Raw genomic sequence first — 23,216 nt, 5'->3', positions numbered from 1 at the left:
GCGGGTACGTCAACGACGCGTTGGAACAGGCCGGCAGCAAACGCCTGCTCTAGGTGGTCGTAGGTCAGCGCCCCACCGAACCTGCGGGTCGTTCCGCGGCCGCTCCGGCTTCAGGCCCAGTGGCCGTAGCAGTAGCACGTCGTGAAAACCGATGACGTGCTCGAGCACTCCTCTGGCATCCCAGGCAACACACGGGGAGCGACGGTCCCAATTTCCGTCCGCAGCGCGAACCGCCTCGCCAAATCTACGACATACCGCTATATGCAGTTTTCCTACGCCCTGGACCATCTCGGTTATCCCGGCAACTGCAACGTGAGTTCGACAGGACAGCACAACTCACCGCGTTGGTTGCGCACCTCAATCTGCAGATCCACCAAATGGCGGGGCGGGTCTACGGTGGTGTCGCAGCGCTTGGCGACGACGCGTCCGCGCCCGACCATGCTGTCCCCCGCGTAGATGGAACCGGCCAGCGTCATCTTTCGGCGCACCACCCGGCTGTGCGGCCCGGCCCAATCGGTGGCGATCCGGTCGGCAAAGCCGGCGAGGTGCATGGTGTTGACGAAAATTGTTGGGTGACCGTGGCTTTTAGCGTAGCCAGGGTCGAAGTGGCCGGGAAAATAATCCCAGGTCGCACCGGCGTTCATCACCACACGCTGGTAGTCGATCTCGTCGACCACCTCCGGCAGCTCGAGCGGGACGCTGAGTTGCTGCCATTGCACACTCATCGCGCCCGATCAGGGGTGAAGCGAAACAAGGTGTTTCGGTTGCGGGCCACCACCGCACCGTCCTGGCGGCTGAAAGTATCGAGCGTCTCGACGAAATGGCCGACGCCGAGCCTGGTCCGCTTTTCCGGCGACACCGATACCACCTGCTCGACGACGGTCAATCGATCCCCCTCGACGATCGGCAGCAGAAACTCAGCTTCGTTGGCGGCGTTGATGAACGTGGTGCCCGGCAGCGGCACCCGTAGCGCAATCGCTGACACTCGCGGTCCGTCGACGGGTTCCCACGGCGGGGGGGTCAACCATCCCATCAGCAGACCCGGCGGCGCCAACAGCCCTCCCCAGGTCTCGCCGGCGAAGTCGCTATCCCAGTACGACCGATTGCCGTCGCGGACCATCGAGGCGAACAACTGGATTCGCGCGGCACTGATCACGGTGTCTGCCGTGCGTGGCTCGGCTGACGTGCCCACCATTCGCAGCGCGTCCTGGTAGCTGCCAAAGGCGAGTTGGGGGATCATCACACGTGGGCGGGCGTCGAATCCCATTGCAGCTCACGGGAAGCGAAGTACCAGCCACCGCGCTCGTACACCAGTCGGTCGCGATAGGTTCCAGTGGCCTGCAGCGTGCTGACACCATCGTCGCCCACCGCGAACAGCAGCGCGACGCAGCGCTGGGTGGCCTGGACGCCATCGACATTGATCTCGTGGTCGACGCAGATCAGTCGCTGCCCGCCACCGCCGTCGAAACCAGCGCCCAGATCGTTGAACTGTTCACCGCCGCGGGTGAAGCTTGCCCCGGAATGCCGGAACGTCGCAATCCAGCCATGGCGGTCGCCGTCGGAATAACACCGGTTGTGGCGTGCGGTGAGATCCAGTATCGCGGCGCGACCCGCAACGCCGTCTAGTACATACTGTTGCTGGTAAGTCATGGTCATCGTGGTTTCTCCAATGTCATCGGCTGACGATGTATCCGTGGCTTTCGCGGTCCCAGACCCCGGGCCGCAGTCCTCGGGCGCGCAGTACGTCTTTGCGTACCCGCCCGATGGTGGTCTTGGGGATGTCGTCGACGATCTCGACGTAGCGCGGTATGCAGAAGTACGGCATCCGCGCCGAGCAGAAGTCCAGTAGATCGGTGTAATCCAACGACGACTGTGGATCCAGTCTCACGATCAGCAGGATGTCGTCCTCGCCCAGGTCGCTGGGCACCCCGACCGCGGCGGCCTCGGCGACCGCCGGGTGGGCCATGACCGTGGTTTCGATTTCGACCGACGAGATGTTCTCGCCGCGCCGACGCAGCGAATCCTTCAGCCGGTCCAGGTAGGTCAGGTTCTGATCGCCATCCAGCATGCCGAGGTCTCCGGTGCGGAACCACTCAGGGTACGGCTGGACCGTTCCATCAGAGTCGACATACCCCTCGCTCATCACGTACGGAAAACGGCCTCGGCACGCGATTTCGCCCACCTCGCCGGGCGGCAGCGGATCGCCGTTCGCGTTCAGGATCGCGACGTCGAAGCTCGGGTTCGGCCGGCCCGACGTACCGGGCACCCCGTCGTCGTCGACAGCTTTGACCGCGATCGGGAAGGCCTCGGTCATGCCGTACATCGTGACAACACGGCAACCGTAGCGCTTTTCGATATCGCGATAAATTCCGGCGTCGATCGGCGCCGCAGAAATGAACCGCAACGGCAACTGCGCGTCACGCGGATCTGGCGGTTGATTCCACAGCATCGACACCATCGCTCCGGCACCCGCGAAGCCGATGGCACCGCATGCTCGGACCTCGTCCCATACCGTCGCCGGGTGAAAAGCCGACGCCAGCACAGTGGTGCCGCCGACCAGCATGGGCGCCAGCACCATCGGGGCCGCGCTGAGATGAAACAGCGGCATGGCGCTCCACAACACCTCGCCCGCACTGAACTTCCACGCGGATGCAACCGTCGACGCCGCAGTGAACAAGTAGTGCCAGCTGGTGGCAACGGCTTTCGATGGGCCAGTGGTGCCCGAGGTGAAAAACAGTGACCCGACCTGTCCGGATCCGCCCGGGCGATCGGTCGGTTGTCCGGTTCGATTCAGCGCGGCATCAAGCGTCTCGCCCCGGACCAGAATTCCTTTCAGCTTCGGCAGCCGGTCGGCGACCTCGTCGACGCACGCACGTCTTTCGGCATCGGTGATGATCGCCTGCGCCTGTGACAGCCGAAGTGCGTGCAGCAGGAACTCGCCTTTGTTGGCGGCGTTCACTGCGGCGGTCACCGCGCCGATCCGTGCGGCGCCCAGCCAGAAGTAGATCCATTCCGGGCAGGTCGCGGTGAACAGTGCGACGCAATCCTCGGGGCCAATACCCATGTCGTGCAGGAGGTTCGCTGCCGCGCAGGACCGCTGCCGCATCTGCTCGAAGGTCACCGGGTTGCCGGCGATCGATATCATCACCCGGTCGGGGTACTGCTGGGCGCGACGATCGAGCACCGCTGGCACGCTGAATTCCGCCACACCGAACTCAGCGGGCCCGGCGGGCATCAGGCGTCCGCGGCCGCCGGGTCGGGCTGACCGTCGGAGGTGTACCCGAAGTCGTCAGGCGCGCGCTGTTCGCCCGGATAGAAGCGGTGTGCCCAACGACGCAGCGCGGCATAGTCATGCGCTTCTTCGGGTGCGAGATTGGGCTTTTCCAGATACTTCATGTTCTCCCAGGTGAAGAAGTCCTGCTTGATGACTTCTTGTTGCAGCGCAAGGAATCTCGCCGCACGACCGCTGGGCGCATCACCGGTGTCGCCGGGGTCGCGCACCGATGCCTGTGTGTAGAAGTAGTCGGTGTAGTCCTCGTCGACCGGCGTCTGCCCGGTGACTTGGATGGTGGCGACCAGCTCGCTGGGAAACCGTACGACCCCCAGGCCCAGCGAGTAGTTGTCGTAAATGATTTTGGCGTCGACCGGGCCGTTAGGGGTCAGCCAGGTCTGGGCACGGCCGCCGCCGAAGTGAGCGTTGACGGTGGCGTGCAGATGGTAGCCGGACACCTCGAACGAGGCAGTGTTGGCCGGGTTGGCGGCCTTGTGCACGTACTGCACGTGGTAGGGGTCGGCAGCGTTCTCGATGATCATCTGTGCGTGCACCTTGACCCGGTTGAGCATCCGGCTATGCGGGTGCAGAGGGTAGTACTCGTCGGTCTCCAATTCGGCCAGCACCGGCGGCTGCCAGTACGGCAACCGGCCATGCCGCTCGTGCCAGACCAGGATGAAGCCGTACCACTCGACACTCGGGTAGGTGCGAATGCGGACGTTTTGCTTGCAGCCGATCTTGCTGTAGGGGATCAGCGCATTAGTTCCGTCACCGCGCCAGTGCCAACCGTGCCAGGGGCAGACGATGTTCTCGCCCTCCACGGTGCCGCCGACACTCATGTTCGCGCCCAGGTGCTGGCAATAGGCGTCCAGCACATGCACGTCGCCGGATTCGGTGCGAAACAGCACCAACTCCTCGCCGAAGTAGTGCGCCCGCTTGACGTCTCCTGCGGCGAGGTCGGAGGCGAAGCCGACGATGAACCACCCGGTCGGGAAGCGGTACTTCGACAGCGCAATACCGGTTGGCCCGAATTCGCGTTCAGATGGGTCTGCGTCCGAAACCGTGTGCGTCACTGCCTCTCCGCTCTCACACAACCTGGCGATAAATTGGTGGCCCTTAGACCACCCCGCGGCCGCCCGGCGGCTTCACATCGAGCGTACGCACGACAAACGCCCACATCCATGGGCCTTGCTAGTGAACTATTTTTGCTATTTTAGGTATTCTAGTCAACACCTCAGCGACCTCCAGAGCGCACGTCAGACAAAGTCTGAGCCCCCATCGACGTTGACCGTCGCGCCCGTCACGTATCCGTTGCGTTGGGAAGCCAGATAGGTGGTGATGGAGGCGATTTCCTCGGGTAGCCCGGCCCGACCAAGGTCACATGGCTGATGGAAGTTGTCGTCGATCCACTTCATCACGTCGGTCGGATTTGCGGCGTCGAGTCCGTCGGCCGCCAGGACGTCTTTGAGAACCTCGGTGAAGCTCGCAGTCACAATGGTCCCCGGGCACACGCAGTTCACTAAGATTCCATCCTTGGCCAGGCTTTTCGACAGGTTTTTGGTCACGCTGCTCAAAGCTGCTTTCGACGCGGTATAGGCGACGAGGCGCGGGTTTTGCCGTTGGATCGAATGCGCGGACAATGTCACGATGCGCGCCCAGTCGGCGGCGCGCAGCATTGGCAGTGCGGCGCGGACCGATCTAACGCCCGACATGGTGCCGAGGGCGAAAGCCGCGTCCCAATCTGAATCGTCCATCTGCTCGAAGTACCCATCCGCCGGGCCGATCGTGTGGACCAAACTGTTCAATTCGCCCCAACGCTGGGCGACGACCCCGAATGCGGCGGCGATCGAATCGGCGTCGGACATGTCGACACTGATTCCGACGGCGTCGGGCGCTCCCGCTTCCTGCAGGGATTCGACCGCGGCGTCTAGCGCCGCTTTCCCTCTTGCCATGACCGCTACGCTCGCACCTTCTGAGGCGAGCGTCTCGGCAATGGCCAGTCCCATGCCCTTACTGCCGCCTGTGACAACAGCTTTCGAGCCGGCCAAACCCAGATCCATGAAGTCTCCTCGAGTCGATGTTTTCCGTGGTTGAGTCAGTTCTGGCCGATAACCGCCGCGATCAGTGCAGGCGGGGCACCCAGGCCGCTCAAGCAGAAGCGCTGGGCCACTTTCCGGATTTTGCCGCGATGGCAATTTCCGGTAGCCCATTGCCGTTCGAGGCAGGCCCAGATGGCGCCCTGCAACAACTCCGCATCGGTCACCGGATCGATGTCGGTAAATATCCCCTGCTGCTTGCCGAGCTCGAGTTGCTCGATGAGTGGCGCCAGCATCTCCCGGTATGCCGGGCTCACCGCCTCAGGCGCGGCAAACATCTGCGTTTGGGCCTCCAGAGACAGGGTGCGAAGGTCGGACCGGACATCGTCGTCAAAAGCAAGATCGAGCCGCCCGTCGATCCATGCTGCCACCGCATCAACCGGATTCGATGCAGATCGCATCTTGCGGCGTAGTCGGAGCCGTTCGACACGAGCCATCTCCAGGAAGACGACTTGAACCAATTGGTCTTTCGAGTCGAAGTGCCGGTAAAAGGCGCGGGTTCCCAGCTTCGCGCGGCTCAGCACCTCCGCGACGGTCAGTTCGCGGGCTCCTTGTTCCCGAATGATTTTCGAAGCGGCGGATACCAGCGCGATGCGGTCGCCCGGGTTCGGGTTCCGGGTCCGCTGTCGTCGTTTTGGGGTAGGTCCAGCGGCCGCGGAGGCTATCGGATCAGGCGGTGGCATCGTAGGTCGCGAGGTACTCGGTGAAGCGCTCCCGAACGCACTCGGGCGTGAGACCATAATCAGAAAGCTGGTATTCATGTGCTCCGCGGGATCCCGGCGCGTGTTCAGCAGCCCATTGCTGCACTGACCGGCGGGTAGCGTCGGTGAAGGTCAGACCGAGCCGCTGGTAGCTGTTTTTCAGCGTGTTGACCGGGTCGGTCTGCAGTTCAGCGAATGACACGTCGGCAAAGCGGTCGTCGCCGGACCGCCTGCGGAAGTCCATCGCGCGCCGGACCCCTTCTGCCCAGCACTCGAGTTGCTCGGCGCCGAGTTCCTCAGCGTCGTCGCGGTCACTACTCCAGCTGCGGACGTACCGAATGAGACTGCACACCGAGGCCAACACTTTAGCCGGATCGCGATGACTCCACATGAATTTGGCGTTCGGGTATGCCGCGACGAGCGCGTCGAGTGAGAACATGTGCACGGGCGTCTTGAGGTGCCACAGGCGGGGCGGACAGTGCCATTGCAGGACTTTGAGGACTCGCCGGTGATAGGTGTAGGTCTCGCACATGTCACACGTCAACACCCACTCAAGGTATCTCGGTACGCGGACAACACCGTCGAAATGCACCGTGCGAAAACTCATTCCCATGAGGTCCTGACATTCGGTCGCCGCAGTCGCTTCCGAGTTGTACAGAGTTTTCATGAGCGGAAACATCTCATAGAGCATGGTGAGCCCAGCCTCGGCCGCTGCAATGCGGGCGTCGCTGTGCTGGGTGGTCGCCTCAGGAGGCGGTGTGGGGGCCTGCGACTCCCACATCCGCAGTGAACGAAATTGCGGATCGGCGCCTACTAGCTGGCTCAAAGCCGTTGTACCCGTTCGCGGCAAGCCGATGATGAAGACCGGTCCTTCGACGACCTCGTTGTCAATCTCCGGATGCTGCTTGTAGACGTCTTCAATCTTTAGACGTTGTATGAGGGCATTACTGATGGTCGCGTGCTGGATTACCTGCCCGAGCGCGTTGAGACCGGCCTCGTTGTTCAACGCCTCGACAGTGCGATCCAAGCCTTCGCGGTAGTAGGGCGAACCGAAGTCGTCCAGACCCGTTGCAGCACGAGCGCCATCCTCGAGTTCATCAACCGAAAAGCTCACCATGCGAACCTGTCATGTACGGCGCGGCGGCGCGCTGTGACGATTGCCGCGCGCTCCTCAGCCGTGACCATTGTGGTGCCCGCAGGCAGCGCTGACTCGAGGTCGTCGAACTTCACCACCCGTGTGGCCGGCGTCGGCGCTGTGTCGGTGCGCACGCATCGCAAGATCATCGCGCCGTTGCTGTACCCGGCGGTATCGAGCCAATTCGCAACCCCAGGGTCGCGCGAACACACGACCACCCGGAGAAGCCCGTCGGAGTCGATAACTGCTTGGTGAGCATTGAGGCTGGATTGGTGCCGGCCGTAATGGATTGTCTCCCACCAGGGATTGCCCAGCGAGTAGCTCCAGTAGACGCCCGTGGGCGGTTCCACCTCGAGAATCAGCGCCTCATCCGGCGCCAGCTCCCAGCGGCCGATGACAGGCCGGTTCTCCGCCGCCCCGCCGACCGCAGAAAGGTTCATCGGTGCCAGAAACCCGTTGGCGGTCGGTGTGCTACCCCAGTCATGGAAAAACTTCAGGTTGTCATGCACGAACTCGCCCAGTGCCACCAATTGCCGCGAGACCACCACATCATGATTGATCGGTGAAGCATTGCTCTGTGCGGTTGCGCCCACCCGTTCGATCCGCAGCGACGACGGCACCTCGGTGTTCCAGTCATAGAAGAAGTGGCGGACAACCAAAGTGGGGCTGTCACCGTCGATCTGCATCCAGTTACCGTCGTGCTTGTCCGCTGAGATGATGACTTCGAAGTCGCCGCCTGGACCTCCCTCGAGCTCATCGACCAAGACGTTCGTGGTTGCGACGATCCCGTTCATGGTCTGCAGTCCGACATAACGGGCCGTGCCGCGGTTACCGAATAAGCGGTACGTCTCCCCGCCACGCAGCATCGCGCGGGTGTAAATGGCGTCCGGGCAGTCCATGCCCCACGTCAGAACGTCGTCGGTAGATGTCCGTGAAACACCAAGGACCGGATCTGGATCGAATCGCAACGCCTCGTCGATCCCCATTGCCAGCAGGACCAATAGGTGTCGCATTCCCGACGCCAGATCGAGCTGGTTCCGGGCGAACGGGCTGCCCTTCACAAGTTGTGACGCTGCTTTCAACCGATCGAGGAGATGCTCCCAGGCGCGCGCCACGTCGAGGTCGTCGTTGCCGCTGCCAGCTGCATAGGACGCCTCAGCGATGGAAAACGGCAACCACGACAGCTTCTGCGGCCCGCCCGTCATCCGCGCAGCCCAACCCCGGACATCTTGGAGCCCTTCTACGAAAACGATGTTTTCACTTGAGACCAGTGAACTATCACACCCACAGCCCACAACTGTCAATGGGTTCCGCAGTCTGCCGCTGCAGACCGAAGGGAATGCGCGCGAAAATAGTGTCGCTGCATGTGTATCTGCTCATGCACCGACGACCGAGGAAATAGACAACTAAGAGCGCTCCAGCGCGTATGGGATGCGCGGGACACGCATCAGTAAAGTTGAGCAAATCAACCCACTAATAGGTGCGGCGGGCTGGCCAGGCGGCCCGGTGAGCCCTATTATGCTTTAAATAGCAAAGATTGCGGCCTTGGCGCTCGCTGTGTCGGCGGCCGCGACGCACTGAGATGGGTGACTCAGATCCATGACGACGACCGAGCTGGACCTGTCAGATTTCGCGTTGTGGCATAACGGCTTTCCGGACGCGCTGTTCACCGATCTGCGACGCAGCCGCCCGCTTTTTCGGCACAATCTCACGCCCGGCGCCGCCAAGATGGGTGTCCAGCGCGAGTTCTGGATGACCACCAAGCATCGCCACGCCGTGCGCATCCATCGCGACGCCGACTCGTTCACGGCCAAGGACGGCCCGCTCATCCAGCCCCTCGACACGTTCTCGTCGTATCCGACGATCATCAACATGGATCCGCCGGAACTCAACAAGCGCCGCAAGCTCATTTCGAGCGCGTTCACGCCGCGCGCGATCGCCAAACTCGAGGACGGTATCCGGGCCCGGGCCGCGCGGATGATCGACAACCTGCTGAGCCGCGGCGGCGGTGATTGGATCGCCGACGTCGCCGATGCGCTGCCGATGACCGTGATCGGCGACATCATCGGCATGCCCGAGGCGGACCGGCCCCGCATCTTCGACGCCTTCGACCGCATTCTGACCGCCCGCTCGCCCAACACGCGACTGTCGCAGCAAGAAGAGCTCGACCTCTACGCCACCATTTTCGGCTACGCGCTCGAACTCACCGACGAAAAGCGGCGCAATCCCGCCGACGATATCTGGAGCACGCTGGCGTCAGCGGTGATCACCGGCGAGGACGGGGAGCAATTCCGGTTGCCCGCCAACGAACTCGAGATCTTCTTCTTCGTGCTGGCTTTCGCCGGCAGCGACACCACCAAGAACGCGTTGGCCGCCGGACTGCAGGCATTTGTCGCCAACCACGAGCAGATCCAGCGTTACCGCGACGACGAGGCGGTGCGGCCGAGCGCCGTCGAGGAAGTGCTGCGCTGGGCGACACCGGTGGCGTACTGGACTCGCACCACCAAAGTGGACATCGACATGGACGGCCAGCACATCCCCGCAGGCGAGCGCATCGTGGCGATGCTGCGCTCGGCCAATCGCGACGAGGAGATTTTCGACGAGCCGTTCCGCTTCGACATCGGCCGCCAACCCAATCCGCACGTGGCGTTCGGCGGCGGCGGCCCGCACCATTGCCTGGGTGCGATGCTGGCGCGCGCCGAGTTGCGCGCGGTATTCGACGAACTGCTGTTGCGTTGCGACAACATCGAGTTGGGGCCGGCCACGGTCGCCTACCCCAGCCTGGCCACCAACATGTCGATCTACGACGAGATGGCGATCTCGCTGAGGGTGCGTTAGTCGACGATCCGCAGCGCCGCCTTGGGGCACTGGTCGACGGCGGCACGGACGTCGATCTCCAAGTGCTCCGGCACCGGGCCGTCGGCGATCTGCACGACCTCCGCGTCGCCGATCTCGAATACGTCAGGCGCCAAAGATTCGCAGAAGCCGTTGGCCTCACACAACGACTCGTCGACGGTTACTCGCATCGAGTTGCTCCTAATCTGGGGTCCGTCGCTCACTTCACCATCATCGAGGATATTGGCAGAACCCACAATGAGCGGCAGGGCAGGTGCATAACCGCTGCTCAGAGCGGGTTGCATCGATCTGTAGCTTTCCTAAAGAGTAGAGTTGCGGCATGACAACGCCGACCGCGAAGAAGGGCAAACCGACGGATCCCAATCCGGGGGTTCCGAGCGAGTCCACCGGGCGTGGACTGGCGCGCTTGCGGGAACTGAACCTGGGAATCCAGACCCAGCCCTTGCGAGAGATGCGGCTGGAACTGAACCTCGATGTGCACGTCGTGTACTTCGGCATCCGGGTCCCGGTCGCCGGCGGCAAAACGCTTCGCATCCCGGTGATGTTGACGGCCAAACCAACGTTCAACTCGCCCGCGTCATAATCCTTTGGGCCTGGTCCCGATCACTCCGGCCGACCTCAGACGGGCGAGGTCAGCGTCGGTGAGTCCACACCGGTCGCGCAATATTTCTTCGTTGTGCTCGCCGAGGGTCGGCGGAGCGCTCAACAGCCAGCGGCGTTCCCCGGTAAGCGGGGCGAACGGCGGACGCGGATACCAGCCGGTGCCGGTGCGCCGGTGATCTAGCGCCTCGAAGAATCCCCGCTCGATCAATTGCGGGTTCTCGGTCACCAACGATGGCGACACGACCGGTGCGGCAGGAATGCCCGCCCCCGCCAATTGTTCGACCGCGGAGCGTAACTCCTGGTCGGCGAACCAGTCGGCCAGCCGGCGATCGATGTCGTCGCACCGCTCCCTGCGGTCGCCGACAGTGGCCAGGCTCGGCTCGTCGGACCAGGCCGGTCGACCCATCAGCTCGACCAGCGCCCGCCACTGCTCATCAGTGCTCACGGTGACCGCAATCCAGTCGTCGTCCCCGAGGCAACGGTAGAGGTTTTGGATGGCCCAGCTATGACCGCGGTTGCCCTGGCGGCTCAGCGTCACGCCGAAGACCTCGGCTTCCATCGGCTGAATCGCGGTGGTGTTCAACACCGTTTCCACCATCGGCAGCTCTACGAGTTGGCCGGCCCCGGTACCTTCGGCGAATGCCAGAGCCGCCAGCACGGCGAAGGCGGCGTGGATACCGGCCAGCGGATCGCAGGCGCCGCGCGGCGGGACCGGCGGGCCGTCGGGCAGTCCGGTCACCCACGCCAAGCCGCCGATCTGCTCCATGGTGGGCGCGAAACCGACCCGGTCGCGCCACGGTCCGTCAAGGCCGAACGCCGGCATCCGGGCAACGACCAGCTTCGGGTTGACGGCCAGCAGTGCCTCGGCGGTGAGCCCGAAGTGGTCCATCACCCGGGGGGAGAAGTTCTCGATCACGACGTCGGCGCCCGCCACCAGCGTCGTGAACAGGCGACGGCCCTCGTCCGATTCGAGATCGAGGGTCACCGAGCGCTTGTTGGTGTTCATCGCGTGAAACACCCAGCCGTATTCCCACCAGTCCTCGACGTCGGTGCGCATCCCGCCCGAGTACCGGATGCCGTCCGGCCGCTGGATCGACTCCACCTTGATGACGTCGGCGCCGAATGCGGCTAGCAGATGCGTCGCGGCGGGCCCGGCCCAGAACGCGGTCAGGTCAACCACCCGGACACCGTCGAGTGGCAACCGGTGATCCGCCTGCCGCGCACCGGGTTCGCGCTTGGGCCAAGGTGGTTGGTCGTTCGCTTCGCCGAGTCCAGGTATGCCGCGCACCGGTGCCGGCTGGCACCGCGACATCAACCAAGGCGGGCGCGGCTGGTGAAACCCGGCCGGATTGCGTACGAACACTTCACGGGCGGTCACGTAGGCCAGGTCGCGGATGGTCGAGCCATTGCCCAATTCGGCGATCGGCAGCCGGAACAGCTGCCCGAGTTCGACGATCTCGTCGACGCTGCGTTCGGCAAACCACGGACGGATCCGTTCGCGGATCAGATCACGGTATTCCCACCGACCGATCTGGAACCGCAGTTGCGGGATCTCGGTCAACTCCGGGCTGTCCACCATCGCAGCGAAATCGAGCCACTGCTGGCCGGTGACCATGGTGATTCCCACGTAGCCGTCTTTGGCCGGTTCGATCGACGGGACCTCGACGGTACGCTTGACCGGTGGCACCTGCAGCAACTGCGAGTGCAGCCATTCACCGCTCTGCATCAGCGTCATCGCTTCGAGCATCGAAAGGTCAAGGTGCTCACCGGCTCCGCCGCGCTCGACCCGGCGGCGCACCGCCAGCGCGCCGAACGCGGCGAACACCCCGCCCATGTACTCCCCCACGTCGCCGCCGATCGCGATCGGCGGCCCGGCTGGGTCACCCCGGAAGCCGGGCGAGCCGGCCCACGCCTGCAGGGTGAATTCGCTGGCGGCGCGCTCAGCGTAGGGGCCGCTCCATCCGAAGTCGGTGATGGTGACCAGCACGGCGTGCGGACACTCGGCCAGCAAATTCTGCGGATCGACGCCTAACTCGTACGCCTTCGACCGGGCAATCGCCAGTACCACAATGTCGGCGCCGGCGAGTTCAGCATGAATTCGGCTGTCGCCAGGCGGCAGCGTCAGACTGCGCTTGCCTGCGTTGAGGTAGCCGAACAGCGGTGCGTCGGTCCCGTCCGGCAACGGCGAATGGCTGGCACTGAACCGCCGGATCGGATCTCCCTGCGGCGCCTCGATTTTGCGGACATCCGCGCCGGCGTCGATCAACAGCTTCCCGCAATAACTGCCGGCAATCCGATCACTGATTTCGACAACGCGCAGGTCGGCCAACGGTGTCGGACGACGGTCCGGCCTCTCGTCCACCTGGCTATTGTGCCATTACTGCTAAGATTGCACCCAATGGAGTTCGCGGGGTGGCGGCCGTGCGCTTCGTCGGATCATTCGCTGCTGGAATCGTATGACAGCACTCGGAATTGGCCCTGAGGCCCGACGCCGGTTGTCGGCGCCGAGGATCGCCGAGATCGTCGCCGACGAGTTGCGACGCCAGATCATCGACGGTGAATTGGCCGACGGTGACCTGCTGCCGCGCCAGGAAGTGCTCGTCGAGCAGTTCAACGTCAGCTTGGTCTCGCTGCGTGAGGCGCTGCGCATTCTGGAGACCGAGGGGTTGGTGTCGGTGCGCCGCGGCAACCGGGGCGGCGCCGTCGTGCATGCACCGGCGAAAACCAGTGCCGCCTACATGCTCGGGCTCTTGCTGCAAAGCGAGAACGTCGGTCTCGCCGACCTGGGCGCGGCGCTACGTGAGCTCGAACCGGTCTGCGCGGCACTGGCCGCCCAACGGCCCGACCGCGCCGACACCGTGGTGCCCGAACTCAAAAAGGTCAACGACGCGATGGCCGCCCACCTCGACGACGGCGGCCAATTCACCGAAATCGGCCGCCAGTTTCACAACCTTCTCGTTCGCGGCTGCGGGAACCACACCATGCTCGCGGTGGTCGGCAGCCTCGAGACGTTGTGGACCAGCCACGAACAACAGTGGGCCGAGGAAAGTACTGCCATGGGCACTTATCCGTCGCTGACCAAACGCCGCGCGGTGCTCAACACGCATATCAAATTGACCGATTCGATCGAAACGGGCGATGTCGACCGGGCCCGTCGTATCGCCGCCCGGCATGTCGTTGACACCCAGACCTATGTGCTGACCGGTCGCGACGACCACCGGATCTATGCGTTGTCGCCGCAGGCTCTGTCCCGGCCGCGGGAGAGTCGCCATCTCTGAGGCGCCCATGCGCACCGCACTGGTCACCGGCGGTAGCGGCGGAATCGGCAAAGCCTGCGCTCGCAAGCTTTCCGAGGACGGCTACGACGTGGTGCTCACTGCGCGCCGCGAAGCCCCGTTACGGGCCGCAGCCGACGAGATCGGAGCACGCTACATCGCTGCCGACGCCGCCGATCCGGTTGGGTTCGAGCAAGCGATAGCTCCCCTGGGGCGGATCGATCTGGTCGTGCACGCGGCCGGAACGCTCGGTGGCACCTACGCGCGCAAGCAGACATTCGAGCAGTGGCGGGCGATCATGTCAGCGAACCTGGACTCCTGTTTCGTGGTGACCGCCGCCGTCCTGCCGCGGATGCGAGCCGGCTCGCGACTGGTGTTCATTTCCTCGTCCGCCGCACACGAGCCGATGATGGCCCGTACCGCCTACTCGGCATCCAAAGCCGGGATGAACGCGTTCGCCCGGGCGCTGGCACTCGAAGTCGACCGGGACGGCGTCTGTGTTCATATCGTGACGCCGGGGCCGGTGGAAACCGAGATGCTGCAGGATGTTCCGTTCGAGATGTACGCCATCCAGGTCGCCGACGTCGCCGAAACTGTCGCCTGGCTCGACACCGTGGACCCGTCGGTGGATGTACCGGAGATACGGCTGAACGCCGTACGTCGAGGTCCGTTCGCCCGCGATCCGGTGGTGCCTACCGAGGCTCGCCGGCGCGCCGCGCAGGAAGGGCGCTGATCACCGATTCGCCGAATTCGTGCAGCGATTCGGGAGCGGCGAAGTCGGCGAACCACACGTAGAAGCGCTCGACGCCCAGGGCGGCGAGGCCGGCGAAATGCCCGATCAGCTCACCGGCGTCGCCGCAGACCAGGCCCGGGCCCAGGTAGCCGAACCGCCGAGTGCTCACCTCGCGCACCGCGGCCGCGTCGGTGCCGTCGCGCACGAAACCCACCATCTGCTGTGCCGACACCCGTGCCGGTGACGCGTCGGGCGCCAGCTGCGGCAACCGATCAATGTGGCTGGCGGGCACGTTCCACCAATCCGCGTATTGGCGAACGAGTTTCATCGTACGTCGTCCCGTGCCGCCGAGAACCAACGGGATGGGATGTTCAGGCCGTGGCTGCTGGCTACGGTCGGCGTCATCGCCACGTCCCCAGTACTGCGTGATCAACTCGAGGTGGCGCCCGAGTTGCTCGACTCGGGCGACCGGATCTTGCTGGCCGACATCGAACCTGGCGAACTCGGCGGGCCAAGACCCTGAGCCGAGGCCAAGCTCAAATCGCCCGTTCGAGGCGGCTGAGAGCGTGACGGCTTGCTTGGCCAGTACCGCCGGATGCCGAAAGGCGTCACAGAGCACGAGGTGACCGATCCGCAGCCGCTCGGTTGCGGCAGCTACCCACGTTGCGACAGTCATTGCCTCCCAAATGCTTTCGTTGGGCAACCCGGGCGCCTCGAGGTGGTCGATGAATGCGATGCCGTCGAACCCGCTGGCCTCGGCGCGGCGGGCGCGATCCACAATGTCGGCAATCGGCAACCGCAGTTGCGGCAGGAACAAAAACCACTCGACCATGGCTGACCACCATACGACGTTCCGTTGCCCGTCGTACGAGCAACGGTATTCAGCTAGTTTGCTATCTTTGCTATGTTAGGCATCATGGACGTCGGGCTGAATCCCGGGCAGCTAGCGCTGCGCGACACCGTGCATGACGTCCTGCAGACCGAGTGCCCCACCGCCGTCGTCCGCCAGGCAATGACCGACCCGGAACGCTGGCGCACTTTGTGGAAAACCGTCGTCGACCTGGGTTGGACGGAACTGGCTGCATCGGATGCAGGCGACTACGGCAGTCTCGACTTGGCGGTGGTGCTGGAAGAGTGCGGGGCCGCTATCGCGCCGATTCCGTTGCTGTCCAGCGTCGGATTCGCCGCGGGGGTGTTGCGTGCCGCCGGCTCGGCAATCGACGACGTGCTGCGTGACATCAGCGGCGGCGTCGTCGCCGCGCTGGCCGTTCACGAGCCCGGGAAGCGGCTGCCCGGTGTGCCGATGACACTGCAGCAGGGCCGGTTGCAGGGACGGGCGGTCGCCGTCGCCGACCTGCCCCGCGCGGAACTGGTGGTCACTTTGGCCACCTCAGCAGACGGAGTCGTCGCCGCGGTCGCGCGCACCGGCGTTGGCGTCACGGCGAAACCGCTCGATTGCGTCAACGCCGCCCAACCGGTCGCCGACGTCGAGATCGACACGACACCGGTGGCCGTCGCACCGGTAAACGTCGAATCTGCGCTGGCGCTGCCGCTGCTGGCTGCCGCCGCCGACTTGGTCGGCGTGGCCAGCGCCGTGCTGGCCCGATCCGTCGAGCATGCCAAGGCCCGGCGGCAATTCGGCAAGCCGATCGGTGCCTTTCAGGGTGTCAAGCATGCGCTGGCCGACAACTACGTCAGCCTGGAGCGCGCACGCAGCCTCACCTATGCCGCGGCCGCCCGCCTCGACGATCCCGACGTCACGCCGGCCGCCGGCTGGACCGCCGCGGCGCTGGCCAAAGCGGCCGCCGGTGACGCTGCTGTCAACTGCTCGCGGACGGCGGTTCAGGTGCACGGCGCGATCGCGCAGACCTGGGAGCACGACATTCATTTGTATCTGCGGCACGCGTGGCAGGGTGCCGCCGCGCTGGGCGACTCCCGTGCGCTCTACCACGCCGTCGGCCGCCATTTCGCCGGAGACGCCGCATGACGACGCCGAGCGATGTTGTCACGGAATTCGCCTGCTGGCTAACCGATTTCCTGCCGGACGACTATACCGAGCGCTATCGCGAATACCGCTGGGACTTGACGCTGCGCCGCGACTATCAGCGGGCCGCGTTCGAGGCCGGCTGGCTGCAGCCGACCTGGCCGCGCGAACACGGCGGACGCTCGCTGGGGCTGCGCGATGCGATGGAAATCCGGCTCGAGGCAGCAATGCGCTCTGCACCCAAGCTGCCCAACATCGCCGGCCCCAACGTCGCCGCACCGGCGATCCGCCAGTTCGGCACACCCGAGCAGATCGACCGGCTGCTGGTACCGCTGTTGCGCGGCGACGAGTGGTGGGCGCTGGGCATGTCCGAGCCGGAAGCCGGATCCGACTTCGCCGGGCTGCGCACTCGCGCCGAACGTGTCGGCGACGTGTTCCGGGTCAACGGTCACAAGATCTGGACCACCCAGGCGCACCTGTCGCGGTGGTGCACGCTGTACGCGCGCACCGACCCGGCAGCACCCAAACACCGTGGGATCTCCTGCCTGATTTTGGATCTGCACTCGCCCGGCGTACGAATCGAGCCCATCCGCATGGCGTCGATCTCTGACGAGACGTTCTGTGAGGTCTTCCTCGACGACGTCGAAGTGCCGGTGGCCGATCTGTTGGGCCCGTGCAACGGCGGCTGGCAGGTCGCATTGGCGTCGCTGCAGCACGAGCGACAAATGATCTGGATCATGAACTGGGTCGAGATCCACCGCGGTCTGGCGTCCATCCGGGGCGCCGAAGGCGACGACATCTTCAGCGAACTCGGCTCATTGCTCGCCGACGCCGAGGCGCTGCGCGCCACCGGATACCGGGCGCTCCAGAATGAACTGGCCAACCGGGCGTCCCCGGAAGCCGGCATTCTCAAACTGCTCGGATCGGTGACGTTGCAACGTGTTTGGGAATTGAGCGCAGCGGCAGGCGGACCGGAGTCGATCGGCGATCCGGACCTGCTGTTCGAACGACAAGACGCCCTGGCCGCCACCATTTACGGGGGAACATCCGAGGTCCAGCGCAACATCATCGCCGAGCGGCTGCTCGGGCTGCCGAAGGGATGAGGATGGATTACGACCTTGGCGTGGGCGCCGCCGACCTCAGACAGCGCCTGCGGGAATTGATTTCCGCGCATATCCCCAACGGCTTCCTGGGAGCCTGCACCGACGATCCCCGCGACCTGGCGACTACCGAGTCGTTTTGCAAACTTCTGGCTTCCAGCGGGCTGCTGGCATTGGCCTGGCCGAAAGAACATGGCGGCGGCGGCGGTTCGACCTGGCAGCAGACCGTGCTGCGCGAGGAGATGTGGGCGCACCACGAACCCCGTGGTGCGCAGTACATGGGTATCAACTGGGTCGGCCCCGCAGTGATGCGTTACGGGACGCCCGAGCAGAAGGCCCGTCATTTGTCCGCGATCGCTGCCGGGGAAGTCATCTGGTGCCAGGGCTTTTCCGAACCGGAAGCCGGAACGGACCTTGCGTCGCTGCGCACCCGCGCCGTCCCCGACGGCGACGGCTGGCGCATCACCGGCCAGAAGGTCTGGACGTCCTACGCGCAGATGGCGTCGTGGTGCGTACTGGCGGCCTGCACCGACCCCGATGCACCGAAGCCCCAACGCCTGACGCTGTTCCTCCTACCGATGGACCGGCCGGGCATCACGGTGCGCCCGATCCGGTCGATGCTGGGGCCGCACCACCTCAACGAGGTTTTCCTCGACGATGTGCGGGTGTTTCCCGGCGAGGTCCTGGGCGAAGTCGGTGCCGGCTGGCGGGTAATGCGCGAGGCGCTGGCATTCGAGCGGGTCGGGATCGCCCGGTATGCCCGTTGCGAATCGCTACTCGACCGGCTCCAGGCCGAACTCGGCGACGACTGGGACCGGTTGCCCGAATCCATCCGCGCCCGCTGGGTGCGAGCGCTCATCGACTTGCGGGTGGCCCGGCTGCTGGCCTACCGGGCGGTATCGCTGCAGGACGATCCGTCGGCGGGCGCCGCTGCCAGCGCCGCGCGCATCGCCACCACCACGTGCGATCAGCAGGTGGCCGAATTGTTGTTCGACGTCTTAGGGCCGTCAGCTCTGGACAGCGGTGCTGCGGCCCGGCTGCACGGGGCGGCCGAAGACCATTGGCGCTACGCTCAGGCCGCAACCGTGGCGTCCGGAACCATCGAGGTACAACGCATGCTCGTGGCACGAGAGGTCTTGGGAGAACATCGGTGAACACCGCTCTGCCGGAAGACATTCAAGAATTCGCCACGGTCGCGGCCAAACGCTTCGCCCGACTCGGCGGCCCGCAGGCGGCGTTGCGCGCCGAAACCGACGACACCATCCGCGAGGAAGCCCGACGCGCATTGACCGACGTCGGTGCGTTCGACCTCGACGTGCGTTCAGAGCCGGACGACCTGCTGGCGGCCGCGGTGCTGTGCCGGGCCGCCGGCGCCGCAGCACTGCCCTACCCGCTCGTCGAGGAGCTGCTGGCCGTCGACGGCGCACGACTGGCCCTGGTCAATCCGGCCGCGCCGCGGATCGATCACGGAGATCTGCCCGGCGAGTGGATCGCCGGCGACCTCGACGGCAGACGCTACCGTCCGCAGCTGTCGTCGCGAACCGACGCCAAGCTCGGGCCGTTTCTGGTGCCGGCCACCGTAACCGGATCCGACGGCCCCTTGCCCGCCCTCGACGTCGTCCTGCATCTGGTGCTGGGATCGTGGCGAATACTGGGCGCCGTGCAACAGGTGCTGGCGATCGCGGCAGAACATGTTCGTGCCCGGAGCCAATTCGGCAAGCCGCTGGCCGACTTTCAGGCCGTCCGTTTCACTATCGCCGACGCGTCGGTCGCAGCGCGCGGGCTTGACGAACTCGCCAAGTACACCATCTGGCGACTTGACTCGGCATCGACGCAATTCTGTGCGTCCGACGCGCTGGTTCTGCGGGTCAAGGCTGCTGACACCGCCCGGCAGGTGTTCCGGACCGCGCACCAGCTGCTCGGCGCGTTGGGGTTCTGCGACGAGTCCGATGTCAGCGTGCTCGATCGCCACACTCAACCGCTGATTCGGTTGCCGGCGAGCAGCGAGATGCTCGCGCTCCGGTTGATGCCGGATGTGCGCAGCGGTCATCTGGAGACCCTGTTTTCGGTGGTGCAGCCGGCATGAGCGGCGCCGACGACGGTATCCCGTTCGGGATGCGGCTCCAGCAACTCGCCGAGCAACTCGGCGATGGACAGGCCTTGATCACACTGGCGCCCGACGGTGCTGCGCGCTCGCTGAGCTTCGCCGAACTGGACACACGCGCCAACCAATGGGGGCGGGCACTTACCGCGTCCGGTGCCGAGGCCGGTTCGCTTGTCGCACTGGGGATCCCCAATTCCGAGCACCTGGTTCTGGCGGCATTGGGATGCTGGAAAATCGGCGCCGTTCCCGTTCCGATGCGATGGGACCTGCCTGATTGGGAGCGATCCCGGGTACTCGACGTGATCAAGCCCGCCGTTCTGCTCGACGAGCACAACCGGGCACAGCTGGCCGCGTCAGCCGCCGGTCAATCCGACGCGCCGCTGCCGATCGTGGTCTCGCCAACGGTCAACGGGATCTGCAGTAGCGGGTCGACCGGCTTGCCGAAGGTGATCCTCAACCTGGCGCCGGCAACCTGGACACCGCTGTTGTCTACCCCGTTTCTGGCGGCCTGGACGTCGGTGGATACGCCGCAAACAATTCTGGTCCCTGGGCCGATGTATCACACCAACGGCTTCGCCCCGCTGAACAACATGCTGGGCGCAGACCGATTGGTGATTCTCGAAAAGTTCGACGCGCCCATAGTTGTCGACGCAATCGAACAATATCGGATTACCAATTTCACTGCCACGCCGACGATGCTGGCCCGCATAGCCGCGCTGCCGGACATCCGCCGTCGCGACTTGTCCAGTGTGGTGTGGATCCTGCAGGGTGCCGCGGTCATGCCGCCCGCGTTGCTGCTGACCTGGTTCGAGCTGCTGTCCCCCGAACAGGTCGTGATGGCCTACGGGATGACCGAGAACCTCGGGCTGACCGCGTTGCGCGGCGACGAGTGGCTGACCCATCCCGGCAGCGTCGGTCGTGGCTTCCGTGACACCGAGATTCGCATTCTGGACCCACAGGGCAATCCATTGGGGCCGGACGAACGCGGCGACATCTATCTGCGCGCGCCGATGAGCGCGGGCTATCGCTACCTGGGCGGGGCGCCGGCGCTGCCGTCGACGCCGGACGGGTTTCGTTCAGCCGGGGATATCGGTCACCTGGACGCCGACGGCTATCTCTACGTCGCCGACCGCCGGGCCGACATGATCATCACCGGTGGTGCCAATGTCTTTCCGGCGGAAGTCGAATCGGCGCTGGCCGAACATGACGCGATCGCCGACGTCGTGGTCATCGGGCTCGCTGACCCGCAGTGGGGCCGGCGAGTACACGCCGTCGTGCAACTCGGGGCGCCACTAACCGAACAGCAGGTGATCACCTACGCCAAAAGTCGGCTGGCGGCGTACAAAGTGCCCAAGACGGTCGAATTCGTCGACCAGATCCCCCGCACCGCGGCAACCAAGGTCAACCGGTCGGCAATGATCGAAGCTCGGGGCGGGTGATCGCGGGACTACGTGTCGATGCGGGTGAACTCTCCGTTCCGGTACTGCTCGACACACGTCGCTCGCCTGACCTTGCCGCTTGTGGTGATCGGTAACGCCCCTGGCGACACCACAACCAGATCGGACACACTGACGCCGTGCGAGTTCGAAATCGCCGAAGTGACTTCACGTTTGATGTGGGCGATCTTGTCCAGCGCTTCCTCGCCAGTCTCGGCCCGCTTTTTGACTTCAATGATCACGACAAGCTTCTCCGTGCCTGTGTCCGGAACAGCTATCGCCGCGCACCTGCCCCCACTGATCTCCTGGACCGTTGCTTCGATGTCGTCGGGCGAATGGTTGCGCCCGTAGATGATCAATAGATCCTTGATGCGGCCGATGATGAACAGCTCATCGTCAGAGAAAAAACCCAGGTCGCCGGTTCGCAGCCAAGGACCTTCCGGTGTACCGGCCGAAGGAGCGACAAGCCGTCCAGCGAAGGTCTCTTCGGTCTCGCGCGGTTTCTGCCAATAGCCCGCCGCGACATTGTCACCGTGGACCCAGATCTCTCCGACCGCTCCAGCCGGGCACTCGATTCGCGTCTCGGGGTCGACGATGCGGACCACCGGAGACTGCGGCCTCCCGTAGCTGATCAGCGCTGTGCTACCGCGACTTTCGCAGCGCTCCGCCTTGCTGGCGGTCAGCTTCTCGGATTCGAAGCGCACGATGGTCGGCGGTTCGGCACTTGCGCGGTTCGCCACATACACTGTCGCTTCCGCCAGTCCATATGACGGTCGGATCGCCGCCTCGCTGAGATTGAAGCGGGCGAACCGTTGGGTGAAGCGCCGCAGCGTGGCCGGGTGTACCCGTTCGGCTCCATTGAGGATGCCCAGCACATTCCCGAGGTCATGCCCGGCCATGTCTTCGTCCGATGTTTTTCGCACCGCTAATTCGAACGCGAAGTTCGGTCCCGCCGAAAATGACGGGCAATCGCTTGCCATCAAATGCATCCACCGGGCCGGCCGCTGCAGAAACGCCACCGGGCTGGTGAGCACAGCGTGGACTCCCGCCAGAATCGGTGCGCAGACTCCCATAAATAGACCCATGTCGTGGTAGAAGGGCAGCCACGACACGAGCCTGCCGTCCGCTGGCGGCAGCCCTCCGTAATCCGCGAAGTAGCTGGACATGAGTTGGCCGAAATTGGCCACCACGTTTCTATGCGACATCATGACCCCGGCCGGCTGCCGCGTCGACCCCGACGTGTACTGCAGATAGGCCGTATCCGGATGATTCTCCCCGCTACCACCGGATCTGGTCGCGGCATCGAGATCTAGCAAGTCGACCTCGACGACCGATGGCCCGGATGCGTCCGACTGCGACTTGATGTGCTCGGCTACCGTGCCTGCGGCAGCAGACGTTGTGAGAACGACTGACGGCGATGCGTCACGCAGCACCGAGCTGACGCGCTCGTCGCTGACGCCGCCTAACGGAACCGAAAGCGGAACGGCGACCCGTCCCGCCTGCAGCGCGCCGAAAAACGCAACGATGTAGTCAAGACCCTGCGGCGCCATAATCACAGCGCGGTCGCCTATCGAGCCAGAGCATCGCAGCACGTCTGCGACATTCTGCGACCTGCGATACAGTCGCGCCCAAGTCAGCGTCTGCGGAATCCCAGCCCAGTCCTGTTCGTAATCAACATATGTGAACGCCGCGTCATCGGGCTGCAAGCTGGCACGCTCGCAGAGCAAAGTCAAGACAGAAGCCCCCACCACCCACAAGAGGTTACCGTGCCCTCCGGGCGGCACGCCCGAAATAGCGAAGTCCGGCGCGCATGCCGTAGCGCCGTCGGAACGCGGTACCAGGTCGCGTCCGCGCGCATTATCGCGTTAGCTCGTCAGAGGTCACGTTTCGGTAACGGTTTCTGCTAACGCGCCTCTGCGCAT

At 64.7% G+C, this 23,216-nt stretch carries 23 protein-coding genes; 9 read left to right on the top strand and 14 right to left on the bottom strand.

The window, feature by feature from the left end:
- Positions 1–9 precede the first annotated feature (9 nt).
- The 10 genes from AC5Y42_RS09945 to AC5Y42_RS09900 all read right to left on the bottom strand — a co-directional run bounded on the left by AC5Y42_RS09945 (position 10) and on the right by AC5Y42_RS09900 (position 8,408).
- Positions 10–288 (bottom strand): maleylpyruvate isomerase N-terminal domain-containing protein, encoded by a 279-nt coding sequence (locus tag AC5Y42_RS09945; RefSeq protein WP_499897767.1) that lies wholly within the window; start codon positions 286–288, stop codon positions 10–12.
- Positions 289–293: 5 nt separating this feature from the next.
- On the bottom strand, positions 294–725 hold the full coding sequence (locus tag AC5Y42_RS09940) for a MaoC/PaaZ C-terminal domain-containing protein (protein WP_499897766.1): 432 nt from the start codon (positions 723–725) through the stop codon (positions 294–296).
- On the bottom strand, positions 722–1,267 hold the full coding sequence (locus tag AC5Y42_RS09935; protein WP_499897764.1) for an FAS1-like dehydratase domain-containing protein: 546 nt from the start codon (positions 1,265–1,267) through the stop codon (positions 722–724). Before AC5Y42_RS09935 ends, AC5Y42_RS09940 begins: the two co-directional genes overlap by 4 nt.
- Positions 1,240–1,656: a nuclear transport factor 2 family protein gene (locus AC5Y42_RS09930; RefSeq protein ID WP_499897763.1), complete on the bottom strand. Its 417-nt coding sequence runs from the start codon at positions 1,654–1,656 to the stop codon at positions 1,240–1,242. Before AC5Y42_RS09930 ends, AC5Y42_RS09935 begins: the two co-directional genes overlap by 28 nt.
- A gap of 16 nt (positions 1,657–1,672) precedes the next feature.
- Positions 1,673–3,235, bottom strand: coding sequence for an AMP-binding protein (locus AC5Y42_RS09925; protein ID WP_499897761.1), 1,563 nt, complete (start codon positions 3,233–3,235; stop codon positions 1,673–1,675).
- On the bottom strand, positions 3,235–4,344 hold the full coding sequence (locus tag AC5Y42_RS09920) for an aromatic ring-hydroxylating oxygenase subunit alpha (protein ID WP_499897759.1): 1,110 nt from the start codon (positions 4,342–4,344) through the stop codon (positions 3,235–3,237). The genes AC5Y42_RS09925 and AC5Y42_RS09920 overlap by 1 nt, the downstream gene beginning before the upstream one ends.
- Positions 4,345–4,527: 183 nt before the next feature.
- Positions 4,528–5,331, bottom strand: coding sequence for an SDR family NAD(P)-dependent oxidoreductase (locus AC5Y42_RS09915; protein ID WP_499897757.1), 804 nt, complete (start codon positions 5,329–5,331; stop codon positions 4,528–4,530).
- 35 nt (positions 5,332–5,366) lie between these two features.
- A complete protein-coding gene (locus tag AC5Y42_RS09910) occupies positions 5,367–6,050 on the bottom strand; it encodes a TetR/AcrR family transcriptional regulator (RefSeq protein ID WP_499897755.1) in 684 nt (227 codons plus the stop codon).
- A complete protein-coding gene (locus AC5Y42_RS09905) occupies positions 6,037–7,182 on the bottom strand; it encodes a sulfotransferase family protein (RefSeq protein ID WP_499897753.1) in 1,146 nt (381 codons plus the stop codon). Before AC5Y42_RS09905 ends, AC5Y42_RS09910 begins: the two co-directional genes overlap by 14 nt.
- Positions 7,179–8,408 (bottom strand): DUF1214 domain-containing protein, encoded by a 1,230-nt coding sequence (locus AC5Y42_RS09900; protein WP_499897751.1) that lies wholly within the window; start codon positions 8,406–8,408, stop codon positions 7,179–7,181. The genes AC5Y42_RS09905 and AC5Y42_RS09900 overlap by 4 nt, the downstream gene beginning before the upstream one ends.
- 394 nt (positions 8,409–8,802) lie before the next feature.
- Between AC5Y42_RS09900 and AC5Y42_RS09895 the strand changes: the two genes are divergently transcribed.
- Positions 8,803–10,041, top strand: a complete 1,239-nt coding sequence (locus tag AC5Y42_RS09895) for a cytochrome P450 (protein ID WP_499897749.1) — start codon at positions 8,803–8,805, stop codon at positions 10,039–10,041.
- On the opposite strand, the gene AC5Y42_RS09890 is transcribed toward AC5Y42_RS09895, so the two are convergent.
- Positions 10,038–10,229, bottom strand: a complete 192-nt coding sequence (locus AC5Y42_RS09890; RefSeq protein WP_499897747.1) for a ferredoxin — start codon at positions 10,227–10,229, stop codon at positions 10,038–10,040. The genes AC5Y42_RS09895 and AC5Y42_RS09890 overlap by 4 nt on opposite strands.
- 149 nt (positions 10,230–10,378) lie before the next feature.
- On the opposite strand from AC5Y42_RS09890, the gene AC5Y42_RS09885 reads away from it, so the two are divergent.
- Positions 10,379–10,642, top strand: coding sequence for a hypothetical protein (locus tag AC5Y42_RS09885; RefSeq protein WP_499897746.1), 264 nt, complete (start codon positions 10,379–10,381; stop codon positions 10,640–10,642).
- Here AC5Y42_RS09885 and AC5Y42_RS09880 read toward each other — a convergent pair.
- Complete coding sequence (locus tag AC5Y42_RS09880; protein WP_499897744.1) at positions 10,637–13,024, bottom strand: CaiB/BaiF CoA-transferase family protein; 2,388 nt, start codon at positions 13,022–13,024, stop codon at positions 10,637–10,639. The genes AC5Y42_RS09885 and AC5Y42_RS09880 overlap by 6 nt on opposite strands.
- Before the next feature lie 94 nt (positions 13,025–13,118).
- Here AC5Y42_RS09880 and AC5Y42_RS09875 point away from each other — a divergent pair, with 94 nt between their 5' ends.
- Positions 13,119–13,940: a FadR/GntR family transcriptional regulator gene (locus AC5Y42_RS09875; RefSeq protein WP_499897742.1), complete on the top strand. Its 822-nt coding sequence runs from the start codon at positions 13,119–13,121 to the stop codon at positions 13,938–13,940.
- Between the two features lie 7 nt (positions 13,941–13,947).
- A complete protein-coding gene (locus tag AC5Y42_RS09870) occupies positions 13,948–14,670 on the top strand; it encodes an SDR family oxidoreductase (protein WP_499897741.1) in 723 nt (240 codons plus the stop codon).
- Here AC5Y42_RS09870 and AC5Y42_RS09865 read toward each other — a convergent pair.
- A complete protein-coding gene (locus AC5Y42_RS09865; RefSeq protein WP_499897739.1) occupies positions 14,630–15,502 on the bottom strand; it encodes an LLM class flavin-dependent oxidoreductase in 873 nt (290 codons plus the stop codon). The two genes, AC5Y42_RS09870 and AC5Y42_RS09865, sit on opposite strands and share 41 nt — an antisense overlap.
- Before the next feature lie 84 nt (positions 15,503–15,586).
- Between AC5Y42_RS09865 and AC5Y42_RS09860 the strand changes: the two genes are divergently transcribed.
- From AC5Y42_RS09860 to AC5Y42_RS09840, 5 genes are read left to right on the top strand one after another with little or no spacing between them, the layout of a single operon-like run.
- A complete protein-coding gene (locus AC5Y42_RS09860) occupies positions 15,587–16,657 on the top strand; it encodes an acyl-CoA dehydrogenase family protein (protein WP_499897737.1) in 1,071 nt (356 codons plus the stop codon).
- Positions 16,654–17,757 carry an acyl-CoA dehydrogenase family protein gene (locus tag AC5Y42_RS09855; protein WP_499897736.1) on the top strand — a complete coding sequence of 368 codons (1,104 nt, stop codon included), beginning with the start codon at positions 16,654–16,656 and terminating at the stop codon, positions 17,755–17,757. The genes AC5Y42_RS09860 and AC5Y42_RS09855 overlap by 4 nt, the downstream gene beginning before the upstream one ends.
- Positions 17,758–17,759: 2 nt before the next feature.
- A complete protein-coding gene (locus AC5Y42_RS09850) occupies positions 17,760–18,908 on the top strand; it encodes an acyl-CoA dehydrogenase family protein (RefSeq protein ID WP_499897734.1) in 1,149 nt (382 codons plus the stop codon).
- Positions 18,905–19,840, top strand: coding sequence for an acyl-CoA dehydrogenase family protein (locus AC5Y42_RS09845; RefSeq protein ID WP_499897732.1), 936 nt, complete (start codon positions 18,905–18,907; stop codon positions 19,838–19,840). The genes AC5Y42_RS09850 and AC5Y42_RS09845 overlap by 4 nt, the downstream gene beginning before the upstream one ends.
- Positions 19,837–21,297: a class I adenylate-forming enzyme family protein gene (locus AC5Y42_RS09840; protein WP_499897731.1), complete on the top strand. Its 1,461-nt coding sequence runs from the start codon at positions 19,837–19,839 to the stop codon at positions 21,295–21,297. Before AC5Y42_RS09845 ends, AC5Y42_RS09840 begins: the two co-directional genes overlap by 4 nt.
- A gap of 8 nt (positions 21,298–21,305) precedes the next feature.
- Here AC5Y42_RS09840 and AC5Y42_RS09835 read toward each other — a convergent pair whose 3' ends face one another.
- Positions 21,306–23,045, bottom strand: a complete 1,740-nt coding sequence (locus AC5Y42_RS09835; RefSeq protein WP_499897730.1) for an AMP-binding protein — start codon at positions 23,043–23,045, stop codon at positions 21,306–21,308.
- Between the last annotated feature and the right edge of the window lie 171 nt (positions 23,046–23,216).

It is taken from the genome of Mycobacterium sp. NGS48 (assembly GCF_059812585.1).
This window is presented reverse-complemented; position numbering and strand designations above follow the sequence as displayed.